Genomic DNA, 16,317 nt, shown 5'->3' on the forward strand with positions numbered 1-16,317 from the left:
ACTGGCGAACACCAATTGAAGTCTTTTTGCTTAATTTGCGTCACTAAATTTGTTCAAGTTATTTATTGCAATCTGCCATCTTAATTATTGAACCTCAAGTTCAGCGCGGGCAACGTCACCAATTTTTTCAACATACTGGTGGACCAGCTTCTCAGTTGGTGCTTCAGCCATGATCCGCAACAGTGGTTCCGTCCCACTTGGCCGAACGAGTACCCGTCCATTTCCGGCCATCTCATCTTCAACTTCGGCGATTACGGCCTTTAACTTTTCGTTATTCATTGCACTAGCCTTATCAGCCACCTTGATATTGAGCAATTCTTGTGGGTAGGTTGTAACGTCACTTGCTAGTTCTGCTAGTGACTTACCCGTTTCCTTAATTACTGATAGCAATTGCAATGAAGTAAGCATCCCGTCACCGGTGGTATTGTGGTCTAAGAAAATAATGTGACCGGATTGTTCACCACCAAGGTTGTAACCATTCTTCAACATTTCTTCAACAACATACCGGTCACCGACCTTGGTCTTGACACTCTTCATTCCATGAGCTTCCAGGGCCTTGTACATGCCAAGGTTACTCATTACCGTCGTTACAACTGTGTCCTTCTTCAGGATTCCCTTACTGTCCATGTACTTACCGCAAATGTACATAATCTTATCACCGTCGACGATGTTTCCATCCGCGTCAACCGCAATGCAACGGTCGCCATCACCATCAAAGGCAATCCCTAAGTCAGCACCATTATCAACTACGGCTTTTTGCAGGCTGGCAGGGTGGGTTGAACCACAGTCCAGGTTGGTGTTTAAGCCGTTTGGTTGAGCGTGAATTGGTACAAAGTCCACATTCATGTCGGCAAACAGGTTAGAAACAAAGCCGCTAGTAGCACCGTTGGCAGCATCAACAACTACCTTTAACCCGCTAAGGTCGGTAGAAACGGTTTGTTCCAGGAATGAAGTATACTTAAGCGCACCTTCGTGGTAATCAACAACGGTCCCTAATCCTTCATCGGATGGCCGGGGAAGCGTATCTTCCTTGGCATCCAGTAACTGTTCAATTTCATATTCAAGGTCATCGGAAAGCTTGAAGCCATCACCACCAAAATACTTAATCCCATTGTATTTGATTGGGTTATGACTGGCAGTAATCATTACCCCTGCATCAGCTTCCTGTGCCCGAACCAGGTAGGCAACACCGGGAGTAGTAACAACCCCCAGCCGGAGTACTTCGATTCCGACAGAAAGCAACCCAGCAACTAACGCGTTTTCCAGCATTTGCCCAGAGATCCGAGTATCACGGGAGACTAACACTTGTGGCCGCTTGCGGTCGGAGTGGCGGGTCAAAACATAACCACCAGCACGACCAACCCGGAAGGCCAACTCAGGACTGAGGTCTTGGTTTGCAACCCCACGAACACCATCTGTACCAAAATATTTAAGCTTCATTATTTTTCTCCTTTAATTACTTGATGAGTTTTCACTACTATCACTGATATAACTATCTGCAGTTTGACTATTTCGACTAGCGCTAGAAGACGAGCTAGACGAGGAGTCGGAATCATCGCTTGATGAATCACTATTACCACGGCCAATTGGAATCGTAACGTTAGTGGTCTTTGGCAGGATCACCACGTTCAACGTTTGCCCATTCTTATCAACGGCTTGTAACGTTACCTGACGCGTTAAGTCGCCCTTGGCGTCATTTGGAATAGCAACAAAGGCCACTACCCGACTAACGCGATTAACCTCCTCCTTTGATCCCGTAACTTGGACGATATCGGTATCAAGGCGTGGTCGACCGATCGTGTAGCCATTATCAAGATCATGTGTTGACAGCCGGACACTGACCCGCATGTTAATGGTCTTCCGCGGCTGGATATTTACATTAATATACCGTGGTGTTGTCACCGCATGCAATTCCGAGTTTAAGCCGCTAGTTTTTATCGGAACCCGGTGCTTACCAGGGCCAAGGCTATTCAGGTCGGCGTATACCCGGAAGTTCTGGGTGTTACTCGTCGTGGTGACTAGCGCTGACGGTCCACTGACTTGAACCTTCACATTTTGCGGGTAACCAGTAACCACATACTTTTCATTATCAATCGTAATGTTCAGTGGCATTTGAATATTAGCGGTCTTATTCGACATCAATGCACTATTCCGGCTGCTGTCACGGGTGTTTTGACGTAAGAAACCATCCTTACTCCCGTTAACATAAATAAATAGAAAAATTGCCAAAACCAGGGCTACTACCCGAAGAACCCATTTACGGCTAAAAAAGCCATCACTATTTTTGTTCATGACGACCACCTCCGCAACGCCCAAGTTTTGAAATAAACTCAGTTAGTAGGTTACCCCGTTGTTGTGGCTCGTGCTTGTAAAGCTGTGAACGGAGGAACTTTAAGTAGTCATTTTGTGACATGTTCCGGATTAATTCATTATCCTTCGTAATCGAAACTTCACCGGTTTCTTCAGAAATGACAATTGTTAATGCATCAGTCACTTCACTAATCCCAACGGCAGCCCGGTGCCGGGTCCCTAGTTCTTTTGGAATCAGTTTACTGTCTGACAGCGGCAAGTAGGCCGCAGCAACCGCAATCCGGTTATCCTTGATGATTACCGCCCCATCATGGAGTGGCGTATTGGGGATAAAGGTATTGATTAAAAGTGCTCCTGAAATATCAGCATCCAGTGGGATCCCAGTTTCGATGTACTCCTCGAGTCCCGTATTCATCTGGATACTAATTAAGGCCCCAATCCGTCGTTTCGACATGTATTGGATTGCCTGGTCAAGTTGTTTGATCATTTCCTCTTCCGTTTCATTCGCCGTCTGATGGGCCGTGAAGAACGAACCACGTCCTAAGTGCTCCAGTCCCCGCCGAATTTCTGGTTGGAAGATAACCACAATTGCAATTACCCCCCAGTTGATTACTTGGTCCATCAACCAGGAAACGGTGCTTAACCCGATGTACCAACTAACTACCTTTACCAGGATAATTATTAAGATACCACGGAAAAGTTGTACTGCCCGCGTCCCGCGAATTAAAATCAAGAGTTCATAAATTAAAAACCAGATAACGAGGATATCAATCAGGCGAATCAGGTTTTGCCACGTAAGAAGTGAAACAATAAACTGCATAGCATTCACCATCCTCTAAATTCACGTTCATATTATATCATTTTAAATAGTAAAAATCTGTTATCCTTGTAGTATCGACTATTTTTAAAGGAAGTTGGTATTCATGAATAACCGCTTATTCCGTTGGTTGATCCGCTTATACTTTTGGATTTTAATCTTGCTACTAGCTATTTTTGTCAAAGCACCATATGATTTTATGGCCTTTAATACCTTTCTTGGGTACCTACCAATTGAAATTGGTTTTCAACTACGACGGTTCAATGACCGCCGTGCGTTAGCTTTTTGGCTACTGTTATTGCTATGGCTCATTTTTTACCCTAATGCGCCATACGTTGTGACCGACCTAATGCACCTTTCATGGCTCCAACCGCACACAAGTGTCAATGGTATCTTGAAGTCTGATCCAGTCATTTGGCTGATATTTGCGATGATGATTATTTGTGCCTTTACCTGCTTAGTATTGGGAACGCTAAGTTTAGAACAGACGGCAAGGCAGCTAACCATGCTTACAACCCCTCACCATCCCTGGATAAAGAATTGTTGGATTGTTCTTTTTAGCTTAACGGTCGGAGTTGGCATTTACATCGGACGTTTCCTTCGTCTTCACTCAATCTACTTATTATTTACCCCGTCCTGGTTTTTCAACCAGCTTCTTGGAATCTGGTCAATTAAAATGATTGAATTTGTCTTAATCATGGCCGTCATGCAGCTTATTATTTACTTACTGTTAAAACTATTTCAACATGCTAGCACTGAGGTGTTGTAACACTAAAGAAGGGCCCGTGGCAAAACCGAGTTTTGTCACGGGCCCTTCTAACTTCGAATATTACAGAGATATCACGCGCCACCTTGCTTTATTCAGCTAATGCCGCTTTAACCTTTTCAGCAGTTGGGATTGATGGCATTGTCCCCATCTGCTGAACAGTTAAGCTGGAAGCACGTTGAGCATAAACCAAGGCATCAGCCACGTTGCTCAAGTCAACCTTCATTTGTGAACTTAATGTACCGATGAAAGTATCACCGGCAGCAGTGGTATCAACTGCTTTAACCTTGAACGCTGGCACTAATCCATGTGCAGTTGGTGTTGCGTAGAAGACCCCCTTGGAGCCAAGGGTGATCAGCAAGTGCTTTACCCCCCGTGAACGGAAGTATTCAGCACTCTTCAGCATTGACTCTTCATCCGCAATCTCGATTCCGGTCAGTAAGGCACATTCACTCTCGTTTGGCGTAATTACGTCAGTGTAGTGCAGTAATTCAGGGATAATATCATGTGCTGGAGCGGGGTTCAAAATGGTAGTTACATCATGTTCCTTTGCCATCTTAAATGCCTCAAGGGTAACTTCTTGTGGCGTTTCAAACTGGCTAATTAAGAAATCAGCATCATCCAACACATCATCAATTCCGTCTAATACATCAGTGGTCATTGCCTGGTTAGCACCACCATAAATCATGATGTCGTTTTGACCGCTTGCGTCAAGGGTAACTGCGGCAGTACCAGTACCATGGTACTGGTCAATCATAATGTGGTGAATATCAATGCCGTTTTCCTTCAGCGCTTCACGCATGTATTCACCTTCATTGTCAGAACCAACCGCACCAATAAAGGAAGTTTTAGCGCCAGAACGGGCTGCTGCAACTGCTTGGTTGGCACCCTTACCACCAGGAGCAGAACTCTTACTTTTGGCAGAAATCGTTTCACCTGGTTGTGCGAAACGTTCAACGTGGTATGTGGTATCGACATTAATACTACCTAAAACTACTACTTTATTACTCATGTTTGTTTCTCCTTAGTAAATCGGTTTATCTATAATTTTATTTTACCATATGATAAAAACGATTACAAAGCTTATTGTAGCAATAAGTAAAACGTTTTGATTAAATTTAAAAAATAAAAGTAGCCAGCATCTTAGTGGCTACTTTTATTTTGCTTAGCAATCAACGGAAAAGTCCCGCAATTACCAACTTTATTTATCCCGGCCAATAATTCGCACTTCAGTCTGCAGACTTACGCCAAACTTTTTCTTCACTGTCTCTTGAACATGGTGAATGACATTAACATAATCCGTTGCCGTCCCATGGTCAATATTAACAATAAAGCCCGCATGCTTAGTCGAAACCTGGGCTCCACCAGAAGTATAACCCTGCAGGCCAGCATCATGAATTAACTTTCCAGCATAATAGCCAGTAGGCCGCTTAAAGACACTCCCGCATGATGGCAAATCGAGCGGCTGCTTAGCTGCCCGGCGCGCATTCAACTCATCCATTTTTGCCGCAATTTCGTCCTGGTCGCCAGGCTGAAGACTAAAGGTTGCGTCAAGGACCACGCCATGATTTTCCTGAATACTGCTATGACGGTAACCAAAATCGAGTTCTTCGTTAGTAAACTCCTTAACTGTCCCATCGGGTAAAAGGACGGTCGCCTTACTAAGTGCAAACTTAGTCTCACCACCATATGCACCAGCATTCATAAAGACTGCTCCACCAATACTTCCCGGGATCCCGGCCGCAAATTCCAACCCTGTCAGGCCATGGTCACGAGCAACAATCGTTGTATTAATATAGGCAGCTCCTGCCTGGGCGGTCACATCGTTATCATTAACAGTAATTTGGTTCATCCGGGTTAAAATTAAGGTCAGTCCCGCAATTCCGCCATCACGAACAATTAAGTTACTAGCGTTGCCCAGAACTGTCAGTGGCAACTGGTTAGTTCCGGCAAAAGTCACCAACTGTTGCACCTCATTAACATTCTTTGGAAAGGCTAGCCAGTCAGCTGGACCACCAGTATGCGTATACGTATAGTTACTCAGCGGTTCATTTTGCTTAATTTCAATTTCAGGAAATTCTGTTATCAAGTTAACCATGTTGTCTTCCTCATCTTCTTAAACTTATTTTTACCTACCATGACATTGTATCATTTAATTGCAAAAGGCGGTGGCGATTTGTACAATAAAGCTATCGTAAACTATCAGAAGGTGGTGTCCTTAATGAATTTTGTCGCAATGGATTTTGAAACGGCTAGCGGTAAACGTTATAGTGCTTGTTCACTGGCACTTACAATTGTCAGGAACGGCCAAATTGCTGATGAATTCTACAGTCTGATTAATCCACAGACCGACTTTTTCTGGCGGAACATTCAAATCCATGGCATCCACGAAAGTGACGTTGCTAATGCGCCAACCTTTCCTGAGGTCTGGGAACACATCAAGCAGTTCTATACGCCAGACAAATTGGTAATTGCACATAACAACCGTTTTGACAACAGCGTTCTTAAAAATACGCTTGAACACTATGGAATTGAACCTCCAGCATACCAAACACTCGATACGCTGGCTAGTAGTCGCCGGCTTCTTCCGGGACTGACTAACTATAAGTTAAACACTGTTTGCGATGCTCTCCATATTGACCTTCACCACCACCATAATGCGCTTGATGACGCTCAGGCCTGTGCCAATATTCTTCTCTACCAGGACCAACGTTTTGGTAGTCAGCAACTCAAGCCTTTTATTAAGTTAGTCGGTTAGGAGGACAACATGGAAACTATCCCATTACACGGCGGTCAATTGACGCTTGAAGAATTAAACACTATTTTCACTACTATCCCCGTTGAGTTTGACTTTATTGACGCTGATGACATTATCCGCTGGTCATCAGCTAATCACCACCGCCTTTTTAAGCGTACTGATGCTGATCTCGGGAAACACGTTTTAGAAGTCCACCCCGGACACAGCCAGGGACGAGTTAAAAAGGTTCTCCAGGAGATGCATAGTGGTCAACGAAATTCCATTAAGATTCTCATTCACTACCACCAGCAACCAGTAAGCATCTGTTTTTACTCCCTGCACAATGACAAGGGTGAGTACATCGGCTGTATCGAAGTTACCCAGGCTGTGGCTGAGTTTCAGGAAAAAGGATCATTCTTACGAAATATTAAGCAAATTTTCCACCGGTGATAAGTAAGGGCCCGTGACAAAACCAAGTTTTATCACGAGCCCTTGTTTTTGCTCCGAATATTACACAGTAATTGTGAAAAAACGATTCCCGATTGCTTTATTGCTGATATTCCATTTCGAGCACCGTTCGACCATTTTCTTCTTGGCGGCCAGTTTCTACAAAGTCCAGCTTACGGTAAAGGTTAATTGCAGCAAAATTGGTATCAAAAACCGTCAGTACTAGTTTTTCCAGGCTACTATAATTCTCAAACCAGTACTCAGCTTCATCAACAAGCAGCTGACCGATTCCATTATGCCAGTATTTTTTGGCAACCACTACACCAAGTTCACCCACCGTTGGCTGTTTATCAAGCACCATTACCGTTACAATTCCTACCAGCTGATCCCCTAACATGGCCAACATGATTACACAGTCATCAAAGGCATTAATCATGTCAATATTACGCTGCTCCTGTTCCAGGGTTACCTCTGCCAAGTGGGGAATGAGGATTGCATCGCTTTCCGTGGCTGATTTACGCAGAAAAGTTAACACCTGGCTAGCATCATCGGCAGTTGCCAATTTAATCGTTACTTCGTCTGCCATTTAACCCACCACCGTGGAAACAAGCTGGTCAAAGTGGTCCCCATGAGGTTCAAACTCCAGCACCCGTTTGCTCTCATCATCTGTTCGCCGGAAGTGAATCGCTAAGAAGTCCGCCGGTAATTCATCAGCCACAAATTCTGCCCATTCAACTACGCTAACTCCATCACTGTCAAAGTACTCTTCAAGGCCCAAGTCCTCGGCACCACCGTTTTCCAACCGGTAAGCATCCATATGGTAAAGGGGCAAGCGGCCATCATGGTACTCATGAATAATAGTAAAGGTTGGGCTCTTGATAATGTCAGGAATTTCCAGCCCCTTGGCCAGTCCCTTCGTAAAGGTTGTTTTCCCCGCACCCAGGTCACCGTCAAGTACCAGTACATCACCGGCTGCTAATTGTTGGCCAATTTTTTGACCTAACGCAATCGTTGCATCCCGGCTGTCCATTTCAACCGTCTTCATTTCCATCGCAATCACCTCTGCAAATGTATTAGCTGTTTTTATTGTAGCCTATCTAATCCGGAAAACAAAGTAAGGGTAAAAGAGGGTCGCCAAACCTTCCTTTATCCTTACTCATTTAAAACGATCGTATCTTAAACGCTAAGCCCGTGCCGCCGTAATTAATGCGACATCGTAAACGTCATCTTCGTTGCATCCCCGCGACAGGTCAGCAATTGGAGCATTTAATCCTTGCAGAATTGGGCCAACTGCCGTGAAGCCGCCGAACCGTTGTGCAATCTTGTAACCAATGTTACCAGCTTCCAGGCTTGGGAAGACAAAGACATTTGCGTGACCAGCAACCTTGGAACCAGGGGCCTTTAATTCACCAACTTCTGGTACAAATGCTGCATCAAATTGCAATTCACCATCAGCGGCCAGGTCTGGTGCCAATTCATGAACCTTTTCTGCTGCGTCGGCAACCTTCGTTACCATGTCACCCTTGGCAGAACCCTTAGTTGAGAAGCTAAGCAATGCAACCTTTGGGTCAATCCCAAATAACTTAGCTGTTTCGGCACTTTGAACCGCAACTTCGGCCATCGTTGGCGCATCCAGCTCAATGTTAATCGCACAATCCGCAAAGATGTACCGTTGATCGCCCTTAATCATCAGGAAAGCGCCACTAATCCGGTGGGAACCCGGCTTGGTCTTTACAATTTGTAAGGCAGGACGAACCGTAGCCCCAGTAGAGTGGACCGCACCTGAAACCATCCCATCAGCCTTGCCCATGTAAACTAACATGGTACCGAAGTATGAAACATCCTTCAGCATTTCAGTTACTTGTTCAGGAGTATTCTTGCCCTTCCGCCGTTCGAGTAATGCGTCAAACATTGCCTTCTTATCTTCTTCCGGATATTCGGCTGGGTCGAGGATCGACAGGCTAGAAATGTCCCAGCCATTGTCGGTAGCGGTCTTTTCAATTTCAGCCCGCTTACCAAGTAAGATTGGCTTAATCAGGCCATCATTTTGCAGGCGAACCGCAGCACCGAGCACCCGTTTGTCTTCACCTTCTGGGAAAACAATCGTCTTGTTTTGTCCCTTTACCTTGGCAGCAATTTCGTCAAATAATTCCATAATGCAAGTACCTCCTCAATTGATCACTAAGCATTCTTTGGCAGCGCGTTAGCTGGACCTTCATCAGCTACCGGGTTTGCCGGTAGTTGCCAATCAATTGGCTGCTCTCCCATGGCGCGAAGTGCTTCGTTTGTCTTCGAAAATGGTCGTGAACCAAAGAAACCACGGTTAGCTGATAACGGGCTCGGGTGAGCTGATTCTAGGATAATATTTGTCTTAGTATTGATCAGCTTCTTTTTATCCCGGGCTGCCCGTCCCCAAAGGATAAAGACAACTGGTTTAGGACGTTCAGACAAGGCATGAATTGCCGCATCCGTTAACTGTTCCCAACCATGACCGCGGTGGGAAAATGCTTGCCCTGCCCGGACAGTAAGAACCGAGTTTAGCAAGAGAACTCCCTGGTCAGCCCAGTGCTTTAGGTAGCCGTGATTTACCGGTTTGAAGCCCACGTCGCTTTGCAATTCTTTATAAATATTTTGCAAAGATGGTGGTACCGCCACTCCTGGTAATACGGAGAAACTACATCCGTGTGCCTGTTGTGGACCATGGTATGGGTCCTGTCCTAAAATAACCACCTTTACTTCACTAAAGGGTGTCCACTCAAATGCTTCAAAAATATGATGCATCTCCGGATAAATTGTCCGGTGAGTATACTCTTCCTTTAAAAAATCATGAAGCTGTGAATAATAAGAACTTTCAAACTGGGGTTTTAAGACATCCCACCAGTCATTGTGGATTAATTGTTTCATCAGTATTATGCACCTCGTTTTTTATTTTATCATATCTACATTAGCGGTAACAGTAGATTTGAAAACGCTTTTTGGCAATAAGATAATTAGGCATTTAGTCTCCAAACTGGTAAAATGGTTTTAACATTAATTCGGGAATGGTGGTGAGTTCGTGCGTAAATTATACCTTCGTGATCATTCAACCGACCTGCATGGGACAACAGTCGTTCGTGATGAACAGGGGCGTTCCTGTTACCTGTTGGTTGGGAAGTGGGGAATGCATCATGATGTATTATCACTATATGCCATTAATGGTGACCTGCTAGCGGAGGTTAAACAGCTTTCGCTTGGTATTCTGCCCAAGTTTGCTCTGTACCAGCAGCGGCAACGTGTAGGAATTGTTGGTAAGTCATTTGGCTTTGTCCGCCAGGTTGTTTATATCCGGGGACTCAACTGGATTATTGTTGGCTCACCGCTAGGCAGCCGCTACCGGGTATTCGGTGCCGGCAAATTAGTCTTTGCGTTAAAGCCCGTCCAATTTTCAGGGTCATACTGTCATGAACTCCGGGTTACTAACAAGGACGATGAACCGTTGGCAATTCTGGTTGCTAGTGTTCTCGACCACTGGTCACGTAACGGCCAGATTGACAGTAGCAAGGTCCAGTTTAGGAACCGCTCGCTAGCAGATGACCTAGGGATGGGGTTTCGCGTTAAATAATTAATAATCGTGGGAGTTAAAACTTTGTAGCTTAATACGAAGCTAGCCTCCGTGAACCCCACGAATTCAAACAAGGTCCAGGGTTTGGCTGTTTGTCAGACTCTGGACCTTATTTATGTATCGCCGCCATTTGCCTTTGACTTGCTTATGCTTCTTTCGTTAACAGGTTAATAAAGCGCTTAGTGACCGGCTTTAACTTAGCCCCCTTTTGCCAAACCACCTGGATTGACGAATTCCACGCCTGGTAGTTAATGGGAGTGATTGGCAGCCGGGCATAACTCTTTGCAATTAAACGTGGAACAATTGCGATCCCCATCCCATTATTTGCCCACATCAGAGCAGTTCGGGCATCGTCACACTTCACACTGTAAAAGGGTTCCACCCCGTGCTGGGCAAATGTCTGGTTAAAGATGGATTCAAACCGCCGGTATAAGATTAGTGGCTGCTGGTCAAAGTCAGTGATTGAAAATTCATTATCGGGAAAATTAAACCGCTCGTGGTCGCCCACTGCAACCAACTTATCGTGGTACAGGGTACGGGCTGTCAGTCCCCGCATATTAAATGGTGTTCGAACAATCGCAATATCAATCAAGTTGCTATTGACCTGGTCAATTAGCTGCATGGTATTACCCTCGCTAATTTCAAAATTTACCCGGGGATAATCGGCAGTTAATTGACGAAGTGCTGGAGTAGGTACTAACGCCCCGGTAGATGAGATCAACCCTAAGTGAATCGTACCTAACCGGCCCGTTTTTTCCTGGTCCAGTGCTTCAATTGCTGCTTGCCGAGTCTTGACCATTTCTTGCGCATAGGCCTGAAAGGTTTTCCCTGCCGGTGTTAAGTCAATCCCGTATGAATTTCGCGTAAAAAGTTTAACCCCTAGTTCCTTTTCCAGTTGTTTCATCTGGTATGACAGTGGCGGTTGTGCCATGTAAAGGCGTTTTGCTGCTGATGTAATTTGACGTTCTTGGGCAACAACCAGGAACTCTTGTAATTGTTTAAGGTTCATTTTTTTACCAGATATCTAATTTTTTTATTTCTCCAATTATAAAATAGTATTTTCTTAATTACAAAGGTCCGGTTAGACTAGTTGTGTATCCCATAAAGATTGGAAGATTTTGATGAAAAAAGAAGTACAAAAGATTTTGATGAAAAAAGAAGTACAAACTCGTACTGGCCTTAACCACTAGCCACCTAAAATACATCTATGGCGTTATATTATCGCAGTTATCGTCTTAATAATTGCCTGCTTTCTTGGTCGCGAATACTACCTCTGGCATTCAACCGTTAAGCAAATTAGTAGTTCAACTAATCCCACTGCCGCTAAGCTGATCAACCAGCGCAAGCCGTTCAGCATTCTGGTAATGGGAACCGATGTCGGCGCCCTGGGGCGGGGAACTTCCTACGCCGGAAACACCGATACAATGGAGTTAATTACCGTTAACCCCCACCAGCAGAAAATTACCATGGTTGCCATCCCCCGTGACACTCTGGTTAAAGTAACCACTAAGGATGGGAGCCGTTTTGTTAAAATCAATGCCGCCTACGCAATCGCCGGATCACGGCAAGTTAAAAAGCAGGTCAGCGAACTTCTGGGCGTCCCGGTTACTTTTTATGCACTCACTAATATGGGAACCCTCCGGAAGGTTGTTAACGCGGTCGGCGGCGTCAATGTTAAAAATCCATTTGCCTTTACGTATGAAGGCCACCACTTTCGGAAAGGGTGGCAACACCTCGATGGTAATGAAGCACTGAAATACTCACGAATGCGTTACGATGACCCCAATAACGACTACGGGAGGCAAAAACGGGGGCAGCAGGTTATCCAGTCGGTTATCTCCTCCTTCAAGCAACGGGGGTCGGTTAAGGCGGCCAATGAAATCGTTGCTGCTGCAAAAGATGGTGTACGGACTGACCTCCCCCTTAATAACGTCACTACGATCTACCTTAACTACCATTCAGCGATGAATAAAACCGTTAAGGACCACCTTCAGGGTAAGGATGCTCAGATTGACGGAACCGATTTTCAAATTGCCACTGCTCCTGAGATCAACCGGGTTTCACGTGAACTACGACAATCACTTGGTTTAACGCCGGAAAAGGTTACCAACAATGAAACCAAGATGAATAAGCAGCAAACAAGCTGGAATGGTTATAATCACATTAACTACCAGCTGCCTGACGGTGCCCAATATAATGTTCTCGTAAAATAATCCCGATATTCTCAGGTAGACGCTCCCCCACTCGGCAGAAAATTTTTACAAAGGTATCGCGTGAGACGAATTGAGGCCCAGTGTTCGGCATTTATTTACCAGACACTGGGCCTCATTTTTTCTGCGGAAGCTGTCAGGGCTTACTTCACGTTGAATTACGAAGTTAAACTGCCTCTTATCTCCTGCTTATGTTTTTAATAATGTTTCATTACCCGTTCAATTTCACGGTTTTGTTCACGGCGCTTAATTGCTTCCCGCTTATCGTACTGGTGCTTCCCCTTTGCAACTCCCATTAAGACTTTGGCATAGCCATGCTTGATATACATTTTTAATGGAACTAAGGTCACACCCTTATCTTGCAGTGCGCCCGTCAACCGGTTAATTTCCTTTTTATGGAGTAGAAGTTTCCGGTTGCGTAAGGGATCCTGGTTGAAGATATTTCCATTATCGTATTCGCTAATATGGACGTTCATCAACCATGCTTCACCATTCCGAATCTGGGCAAAACCATCTTTTAAGTTTACCCGGTGGGCCCGTACCGACTTAATTTCTGTCCCCGTCAGTACCAGTCCAGCCTCCACCGTGTCCGTCACGAAATAATCGTGACGGGCCTTTTTATTTTGGGCAATTAAATTCTCGTTTTTCTTTTGTTGGGATTTCTTGGCCATTTTATCCCTCCATTTTAATGGCGACGACGGCGTCCCTCTGAGTGGTGGTCACGCGAATTATTATGGTGACGGGTTTGCCCACGGTTAATTTGCCGACTATTAACATGACCATTATGTTGGTTCCGGTCATGGCGCTTAACATGACCATGGTTCCCCTGCCGACGGTTGCCGCCACCATGACGCCGGTTATCATCATGTGGTACCCGGATCTTAGTTGTTGGTGCGTCTTCAGGGTTGACCATCTCAAAGTCAACTTCCCGCAGGTCCTTATCAACCCGCTTTAACCGTACCTTCACCGGTTGACCAATTTGGAAAATCCGGTGGGTCCGCCGACCGATTAAGGCCATGTGTTTTTCAGAGTATTCGTAGTAGTCATCATTCATCACGGAGATGTGAATCAACCCTTCACAGGTGTTCTCCAGTTGGACAAACAAGCCGAACTTCATGACTGAACTGACGACTGCATCAAAGGTTTCGCCAACATGGTCACTCATGTATTCCGCCTTCTTCATACTGTCAACGTCACGTTCCGTGTCGATCCCTCGCCGTTCAGTAACGGAAGTGTGTTCAGCAATTTCTGGCAGTTTTTTCCGCCAGGCAGCCTTAGCATGCTCTCCCTTACCGTTCTTGGCGTACCACTTAATTAAGCGGTGAACCGTATCATCAGGGTACCGCCGAATTGGTGAGGTGAAGTGGGTGTAGTACTTAGCACCCAGTCCAAAGTGCCCCAACTCCTCGTCAGAGTACTTTGCCTGTTGCATACTCCGCAGCATCATAACCTGCACCATTTGTTCTTCCGGCTTTCCGGCAACATCCTTGAGGACCTTTTGTAACATCTTCGGTTTTACATTATTAATATCACCATGGACGTCAATTCCAAAGACATTTAAGAAGTCAACAAAGGACTTAATCCGGTCTTTATCCGGTGTTTCGTGAATCCGGTAGAGGAATGGGACGTGTTCATTAAAGTAGTGTTCCGCCACCGTTTCGTTTGCTGCTAACATGAATGATTCAATCATCCGTTCAGCTGTTCCCCGTTCACGTAATTGAATGTCAATTGGGTGACCGGTATCATCAACAATAATCTTGGCCTCGGGTGCTTCAAAATCAATGGCCCCACGACGTTTCCGGCTCTTTAACAGGATTTTATGAAGTTCGCCCATGGTTTCAAACATTGGCACCAGGTCTTTATACTGGTTAATCGTCTTTTCATCATGAGCTTCCAAAATCCGGTTAACCGCCTTGTAGGTCATCCGTGCATGTGACTTCATCACACTAGGGAAGATAGCGTGCTTTACTACCCGCCCCTGTTCATCAATTTCCATCTCACAACTCATTGACAGCCGCTCTTCACCAGGGTTCAATGAACAGATACCGTTGGATAGCCGCTTTGGCAGCATTGGCACCACCCGGTCAGTCAGGTAAACGGAGGTGCCACGTTTAAATGCTTCCTTGTCTAATGGCGTTCCTGGTTGAACGTAGTGACTGACATCAGCAATGTGGACACCTAAGTGGTAATGACCGTTGTCCATCTTCCACGCAACAACCGCGTCATCAAGGTCCTTGGACTCGATGGCATCAATCGTTACCAGGGGTTGGTTGGTAATATCCTTTCGTCCCTTCTTTTCTTCGGGAAGGACGTGCAACGGAATCTTATTTGCTTGGTCCATTACTTCCTTAGGGAATTCATGTGGCACATCATGGGCATAGATCACCGAAAGAATATCAATTCCCGGTTCGTCCTTGTTTCCGATTACCTCTGTCACAGCCCCCGTCATCGCTTCAGGTGAGTCATCACTTGGGTAACTTTCTACGGTTGCCGTCACTACTTCTCCGTCAAGTGGCTTTAACCCTTTGCCAGTAACAAAGAAGCGGTACTTGGCGAGCTTCTTATCTTTTAGAAGGACCTCACCGATGTAGTTGCCAACCGTTTCCTGCTTGAATTCACCGACTACTCGGTCATAATTATGCTCAATAATTTTGGTAACTTGTGCTTCGGGGCCCTGTCCCGCTGCTGGATCCCCAGCTCGTAGCACCTTAACTTCAACCTGGTCCCCATTCAGTGCGTGCATCGTGTGGTCCGGATTGACATACATATCTGGAAGGTCTGGGTCGTATTCAACGAAGCCGAAGCCCTTATCATTACCATGGAAAGTACCAGTAATTGGCGCTTGCTCAATGATCGCCTCGAATTCACCCTTATCGGTTACCCGCACCTTTTTGTCACGCTCTAGCTGGGCAAGCACCTGGATAATTGGTGTAAATTGATCTGCATTGTCCATCCCTAGAGAGTAGGCAATCCGTTCTGCAGAATAGCTGACGCCAGCATTTTTAGTTAAAAATTCTAATACCTTATCTTGTAATTTTGATCTATCAGTTGTCATTTCCTACCTCAAATCAGTTACTTAATTATTAATTTAACCCCACATTTTTAGTTAAGCAGCCTAAAATAAACCACTTAATAAAAATGCCCCCTGCTAGCTTCGCTTCAGGGGGCAAACTTAAAACTCTAATGTGATGATACATAAACTAACGCTAATGCCAAAATGAAGAACAGCGCCCCACAGATTGTCGTAACAATTTGCATGACTGCTTCAAAGCCACGGGCCTTGCGCCGGGAGAACAAGTCACCAGCACCACCAGTTAAGGCAGACATCGCGTCATTATCGTTCTTGGCTGGTTGCATCATTACGCACGCAATCAGCACAACACATACTATTAGAAAGATTGTCATTAAAGTATTATACAAGGAAATTTC

General features: G+C 45.3%; 18 protein-coding genes. 5 read left to right on the forward strand and 13 right to left on the reverse strand.

The features are described 5' to 3' along the window. Positions 1–84 precede the first annotated feature (84 nt). The 3 genes from glmM to cdaA are packed head-to-tail and all read right to left on the reverse strand — an operon-like array spanning position 85 to position 3,130. Positions 85–1,440 (reverse strand): phosphoglucosamine mutase, encoded by a 1,356-nt coding sequence (gene glmM / locus QOS07_RS02000; RefSeq protein ID WP_283587337.1) that lies wholly within the window; start codon positions 1,438–1,440, stop codon positions 85–87. Positions 1,441–1,452: 12 nt separating this feature from the next. After that, positions 1,453–2,292, reverse strand: a complete 840-nt coding sequence (locus QOS07_RS02005) for a CdaR family protein (protein ID WP_283587338.1) — start codon at positions 2,290–2,292, stop codon at positions 1,453–1,455. Then, complete coding sequence (cdaA, locus tag QOS07_RS02010) at positions 2,279–3,130, reverse strand: diadenylate cyclase CdaA (RefSeq protein WP_283587339.1); 852 nt, start codon at positions 3,128–3,130, stop codon at positions 2,279–2,281. The genes QOS07_RS02005 and cdaA overlap by 14 nt, the downstream gene beginning before the upstream one ends. 103 nt (positions 3,131–3,233) lie before the next feature. Between cdaA and QOS07_RS02015 the strand changes: the two genes are divergently transcribed. Then, the gene (locus tag QOS07_RS02015; RefSeq protein WP_283587340.1) at positions 3,234–3,896 is read left to right on the forward strand and encodes a DUF1361 domain-containing protein; all 663 of its coding nucleotides are present in this window, start codon (positions 3,234–3,236) and stop codon (positions 3,894–3,896) included. 88 nt (positions 3,897–3,984) lie between these two features. Here QOS07_RS02015 and rbsK read toward each other — a convergent pair whose 3' ends face one another. Both rbsK and murB read right to left on the reverse strand, forming a co-directional pair. Beyond that, positions 3,985–4,905, reverse strand: a complete 921-nt coding sequence (rbsK, locus tag QOS07_RS02020) for a ribokinase (RefSeq protein WP_283587341.1) — start codon at positions 4,903–4,905, stop codon at positions 3,985–3,987. A 189-nt stretch (positions 4,906–5,094) separates the two neighbouring features. Further along, positions 5,095–5,991, reverse strand: a complete 897-nt coding sequence (gene murB, locus QOS07_RS02025) for a UDP-N-acetylmuramate dehydrogenase (RefSeq protein ID WP_283587342.1) — start codon at positions 5,989–5,991, stop codon at positions 5,095–5,097. Between the two features lie 123 nt (positions 5,992–6,114). On the opposite strand from murB, the gene QOS07_RS02030 reads away from it, so the two are divergent. Both QOS07_RS02030 and QOS07_RS02035 read left to right on the forward strand, forming a co-directional pair. Next, the gene (locus QOS07_RS02030; protein WP_283587343.1) at positions 6,115–6,651 is read left to right on the forward strand and encodes a 3'-5' exonuclease; all 537 of its coding nucleotides are present in this window, start codon (positions 6,115–6,117) and stop codon (positions 6,649–6,651) included. Positions 6,652–6,660: 9 nt separating this feature from the next. Further along, a complete protein-coding gene (locus QOS07_RS02035) occupies positions 6,661–7,080 on the forward strand; it encodes a PAS domain-containing protein (protein ID WP_283587344.1) in 420 nt (139 codons plus the stop codon). A 97-nt stretch (positions 7,081–7,177) separates the two neighbouring features. On the opposite strand, the gene QOS07_RS02040 is transcribed toward QOS07_RS02035, so the two are convergent. The 4 genes from QOS07_RS02040 to QOS07_RS02055 all read right to left on the reverse strand — a co-directional run bounded on the left by QOS07_RS02040 (position 7,178) and on the right by QOS07_RS02055 (position 9,981). Then, positions 7,178–7,663, reverse strand: a complete 486-nt coding sequence (locus tag QOS07_RS02040; RefSeq protein ID WP_283587345.1) for a GNAT family N-acetyltransferase — start codon at positions 7,661–7,663, stop codon at positions 7,178–7,180. Then, on the reverse strand, positions 7,664–8,122 hold the full coding sequence (gene tsaE / locus QOS07_RS02045; protein ID WP_283587423.1) for a tRNA (adenosine(37)-N6)-threonylcarbamoyltransferase complex ATPase subunit type 1 TsaE: 459 nt from the start codon (positions 8,120–8,122) through the stop codon (positions 7,664–7,666). A 138-nt stretch (positions 8,123–8,260) separates the two neighbouring features. Then, positions 8,261–9,232 (reverse strand): phosphate acetyltransferase, encoded by a 972-nt coding sequence (gene pta / locus QOS07_RS02050; RefSeq protein ID WP_283587346.1) that lies wholly within the window; start codon positions 9,230–9,232, stop codon positions 8,261–8,263. Between the two features lie 26 nt (positions 9,233–9,258). After that, complete coding sequence (locus QOS07_RS02055) at positions 9,259–9,981, reverse strand: uracil-DNA glycosylase (protein ID WP_283587347.1); 723 nt, start codon at positions 9,979–9,981, stop codon at positions 9,259–9,261. A 151-nt stretch (positions 9,982–10,132) separates the two neighbouring features. Between QOS07_RS02055 and QOS07_RS02060 the strand changes: the two genes are divergently transcribed. Continuing rightward, positions 10,133–10,678, forward strand: a complete 546-nt coding sequence (locus tag QOS07_RS02060; RefSeq protein ID WP_283587348.1) for an LURP-one-related/scramblase family protein — start codon at positions 10,133–10,135, stop codon at positions 10,676–10,678. 145 nt (positions 10,679–10,823) lie between these two features. On the opposite strand, the gene QOS07_RS02065 is transcribed toward QOS07_RS02060, so the two are convergent. After that, positions 10,824–11,687, reverse strand: a complete 864-nt coding sequence (locus QOS07_RS02065; RefSeq protein ID WP_283587349.1) for a LysR family transcriptional regulator — start codon at positions 11,685–11,687, stop codon at positions 10,824–10,826. A 355-nt stretch (positions 11,688–12,042) separates the two neighbouring features. Between QOS07_RS02065 and QOS07_RS02070 the strand changes: the two genes are divergently transcribed. Further along, the gene (locus QOS07_RS02070; protein ID WP_283587350.1) at positions 12,043–12,891 is read left to right on the forward strand and encodes an LCP family protein; all 849 of its coding nucleotides are present in this window, start codon (positions 12,043–12,045) and stop codon (positions 12,889–12,891) included. 194 nt (positions 12,892–13,085) lie between these two features. Here the strand turns inward: QOS07_RS02070 and smpB are convergent, their stop codons facing one another. The 3 genes from smpB to secG form a co-directional block, all read right to left on the reverse strand. Beyond that, the gene (gene smpB, locus QOS07_RS02075; RefSeq protein WP_283587351.1) at positions 13,086–13,559 is read right to left on the reverse strand and encodes an SsrA-binding protein SmpB; all 474 of its coding nucleotides are present in this window, start codon (positions 13,557–13,559) and stop codon (positions 13,086–13,088) included. A gap of 14 nt (positions 13,560–13,573) precedes the next feature. Then, positions 13,574–15,943 carry a ribonuclease R gene (gene rnr / locus QOS07_RS02080; protein ID WP_283587352.1) on the reverse strand — a complete coding sequence of 790 codons (2,370 nt, stop codon included), beginning with the start codon at positions 15,941–15,943 and terminating at the stop codon, positions 13,574–13,576. A gap of 125 nt (positions 15,944–16,068) precedes the next feature. Next, a complete protein-coding gene (gene secG, locus QOS07_RS02085; RefSeq protein ID WP_283587353.1) occupies positions 16,069–16,308 on the reverse strand; it encodes a preprotein translocase subunit SecG in 240 nt (79 codons plus the stop codon). Between the last annotated feature and the right edge of the window lie 9 nt (positions 16,309–16,317).

Source organism: Limosilactobacillus viscerum, assembly GCF_947387525.1.
In the GTDB taxonomy this organism is placed as follows: domain Bacteria; phylum Bacillota; class Bacilli; order Lactobacillales; family Lactobacillaceae; genus Limosilactobacillus; species Limosilactobacillus viscerum.

Excerpts from the sequence above, each read along its gene's own strand:
- glmM (WP_283587337.1), bottom strand. The coding sequence starts at position 1,440 with ATGAAGCTTAAATATTTTGGTACAGATGGTGTTCGTGGGGTTGCAAAC.
- QOS07_RS02005 (WP_283587338.1), bottom strand. The coding sequence starts at position 2,292 with ATGAACAAAAATAGTGATGGCTTTTTTAGCCGTAAATGGGTTCTTCGG.
- cdaA (WP_283587339.1), bottom strand. The coding sequence starts at position 3,130 with ATGCAGTTTATTGTTTCACTTCTTACGTGGCAAAACCTGATTCGCCTG.
- QOS07_RS02015 (WP_283587340.1), top strand. The coding sequence starts at position 3,234 with ATGAATAACCGCTTATTCCGTTGGTTGATCCGCTTATACTTTTGGATT.
- rbsK (WP_283587341.1), bottom strand. The coding sequence starts at position 4,905 with ATGAGTAATAAAGTAGTAGTTTTAGGTAGTATTAATGTCGATACCACA.
- murB (WP_283587342.1), bottom strand. The coding sequence starts at position 5,991 with ATGGTTAACTTGATAACAGAATTTCCTGAAATTGAAATTAAGCAAAAT.
- QOS07_RS02030 (WP_283587343.1), top strand. The coding sequence starts at position 6,115 with ATGAATTTTGTCGCAATGGATTTTGAAACGGCTAGCGGTAAACGTTAT.
- QOS07_RS02035 (WP_283587344.1), top strand. The coding sequence starts at position 6,661 with ATGGAAACTATCCCATTACACGGCGGTCAATTGACGCTTGAAGAATTA.
- QOS07_RS02040 (WP_283587345.1), bottom strand. The coding sequence starts at position 7,663 with ATGGCAGACGAAGTAACGATTAAATTGGCAACTGCCGATGATGCTAGC.
- tsaE (WP_283587423.1), bottom strand. The coding sequence starts at position 8,122 with ATGAAGACGGTTGAAATGGACAGCCGGGATGCAACGATTGCGTTAGGT.
- pta (WP_283587346.1), bottom strand. The coding sequence starts at position 9,232 with ATGGAATTATTTGACGAAATTGCTGCCAAGGTAAAGGGACAAAACAAG.
- QOS07_RS02055 (WP_283587347.1), bottom strand. The coding sequence starts at position 9,981 with ATGAAACAATTAATCCACAATGACTGGTGGGATGTCTTAAAACCCCAG.
- QOS07_RS02065 (WP_283587349.1), bottom strand. The coding sequence starts at position 11,687 with ATGAACCTTAAACAATTACAAGAGTTCCTGGTTGTTGCCCAAGAACGT.
- QOS07_RS02070 (WP_283587350.1), top strand. The coding sequence starts at position 12,043 with ATGGGAACCGATGTCGGCGCCCTGGGGCGGGGAACTTCCTACGCCGGA.
- smpB (WP_283587351.1), bottom strand. The coding sequence starts at position 13,559 with ATGGCCAAGAAATCCCAACAAAAGAAAAACGAGAATTTAATTGCCCAA.
- rnr (WP_283587352.1), bottom strand. The coding sequence starts at position 15,943 with ATGACAACTGATAGATCAAAATTACAAGATAAGGTATTAGAATTTTTA.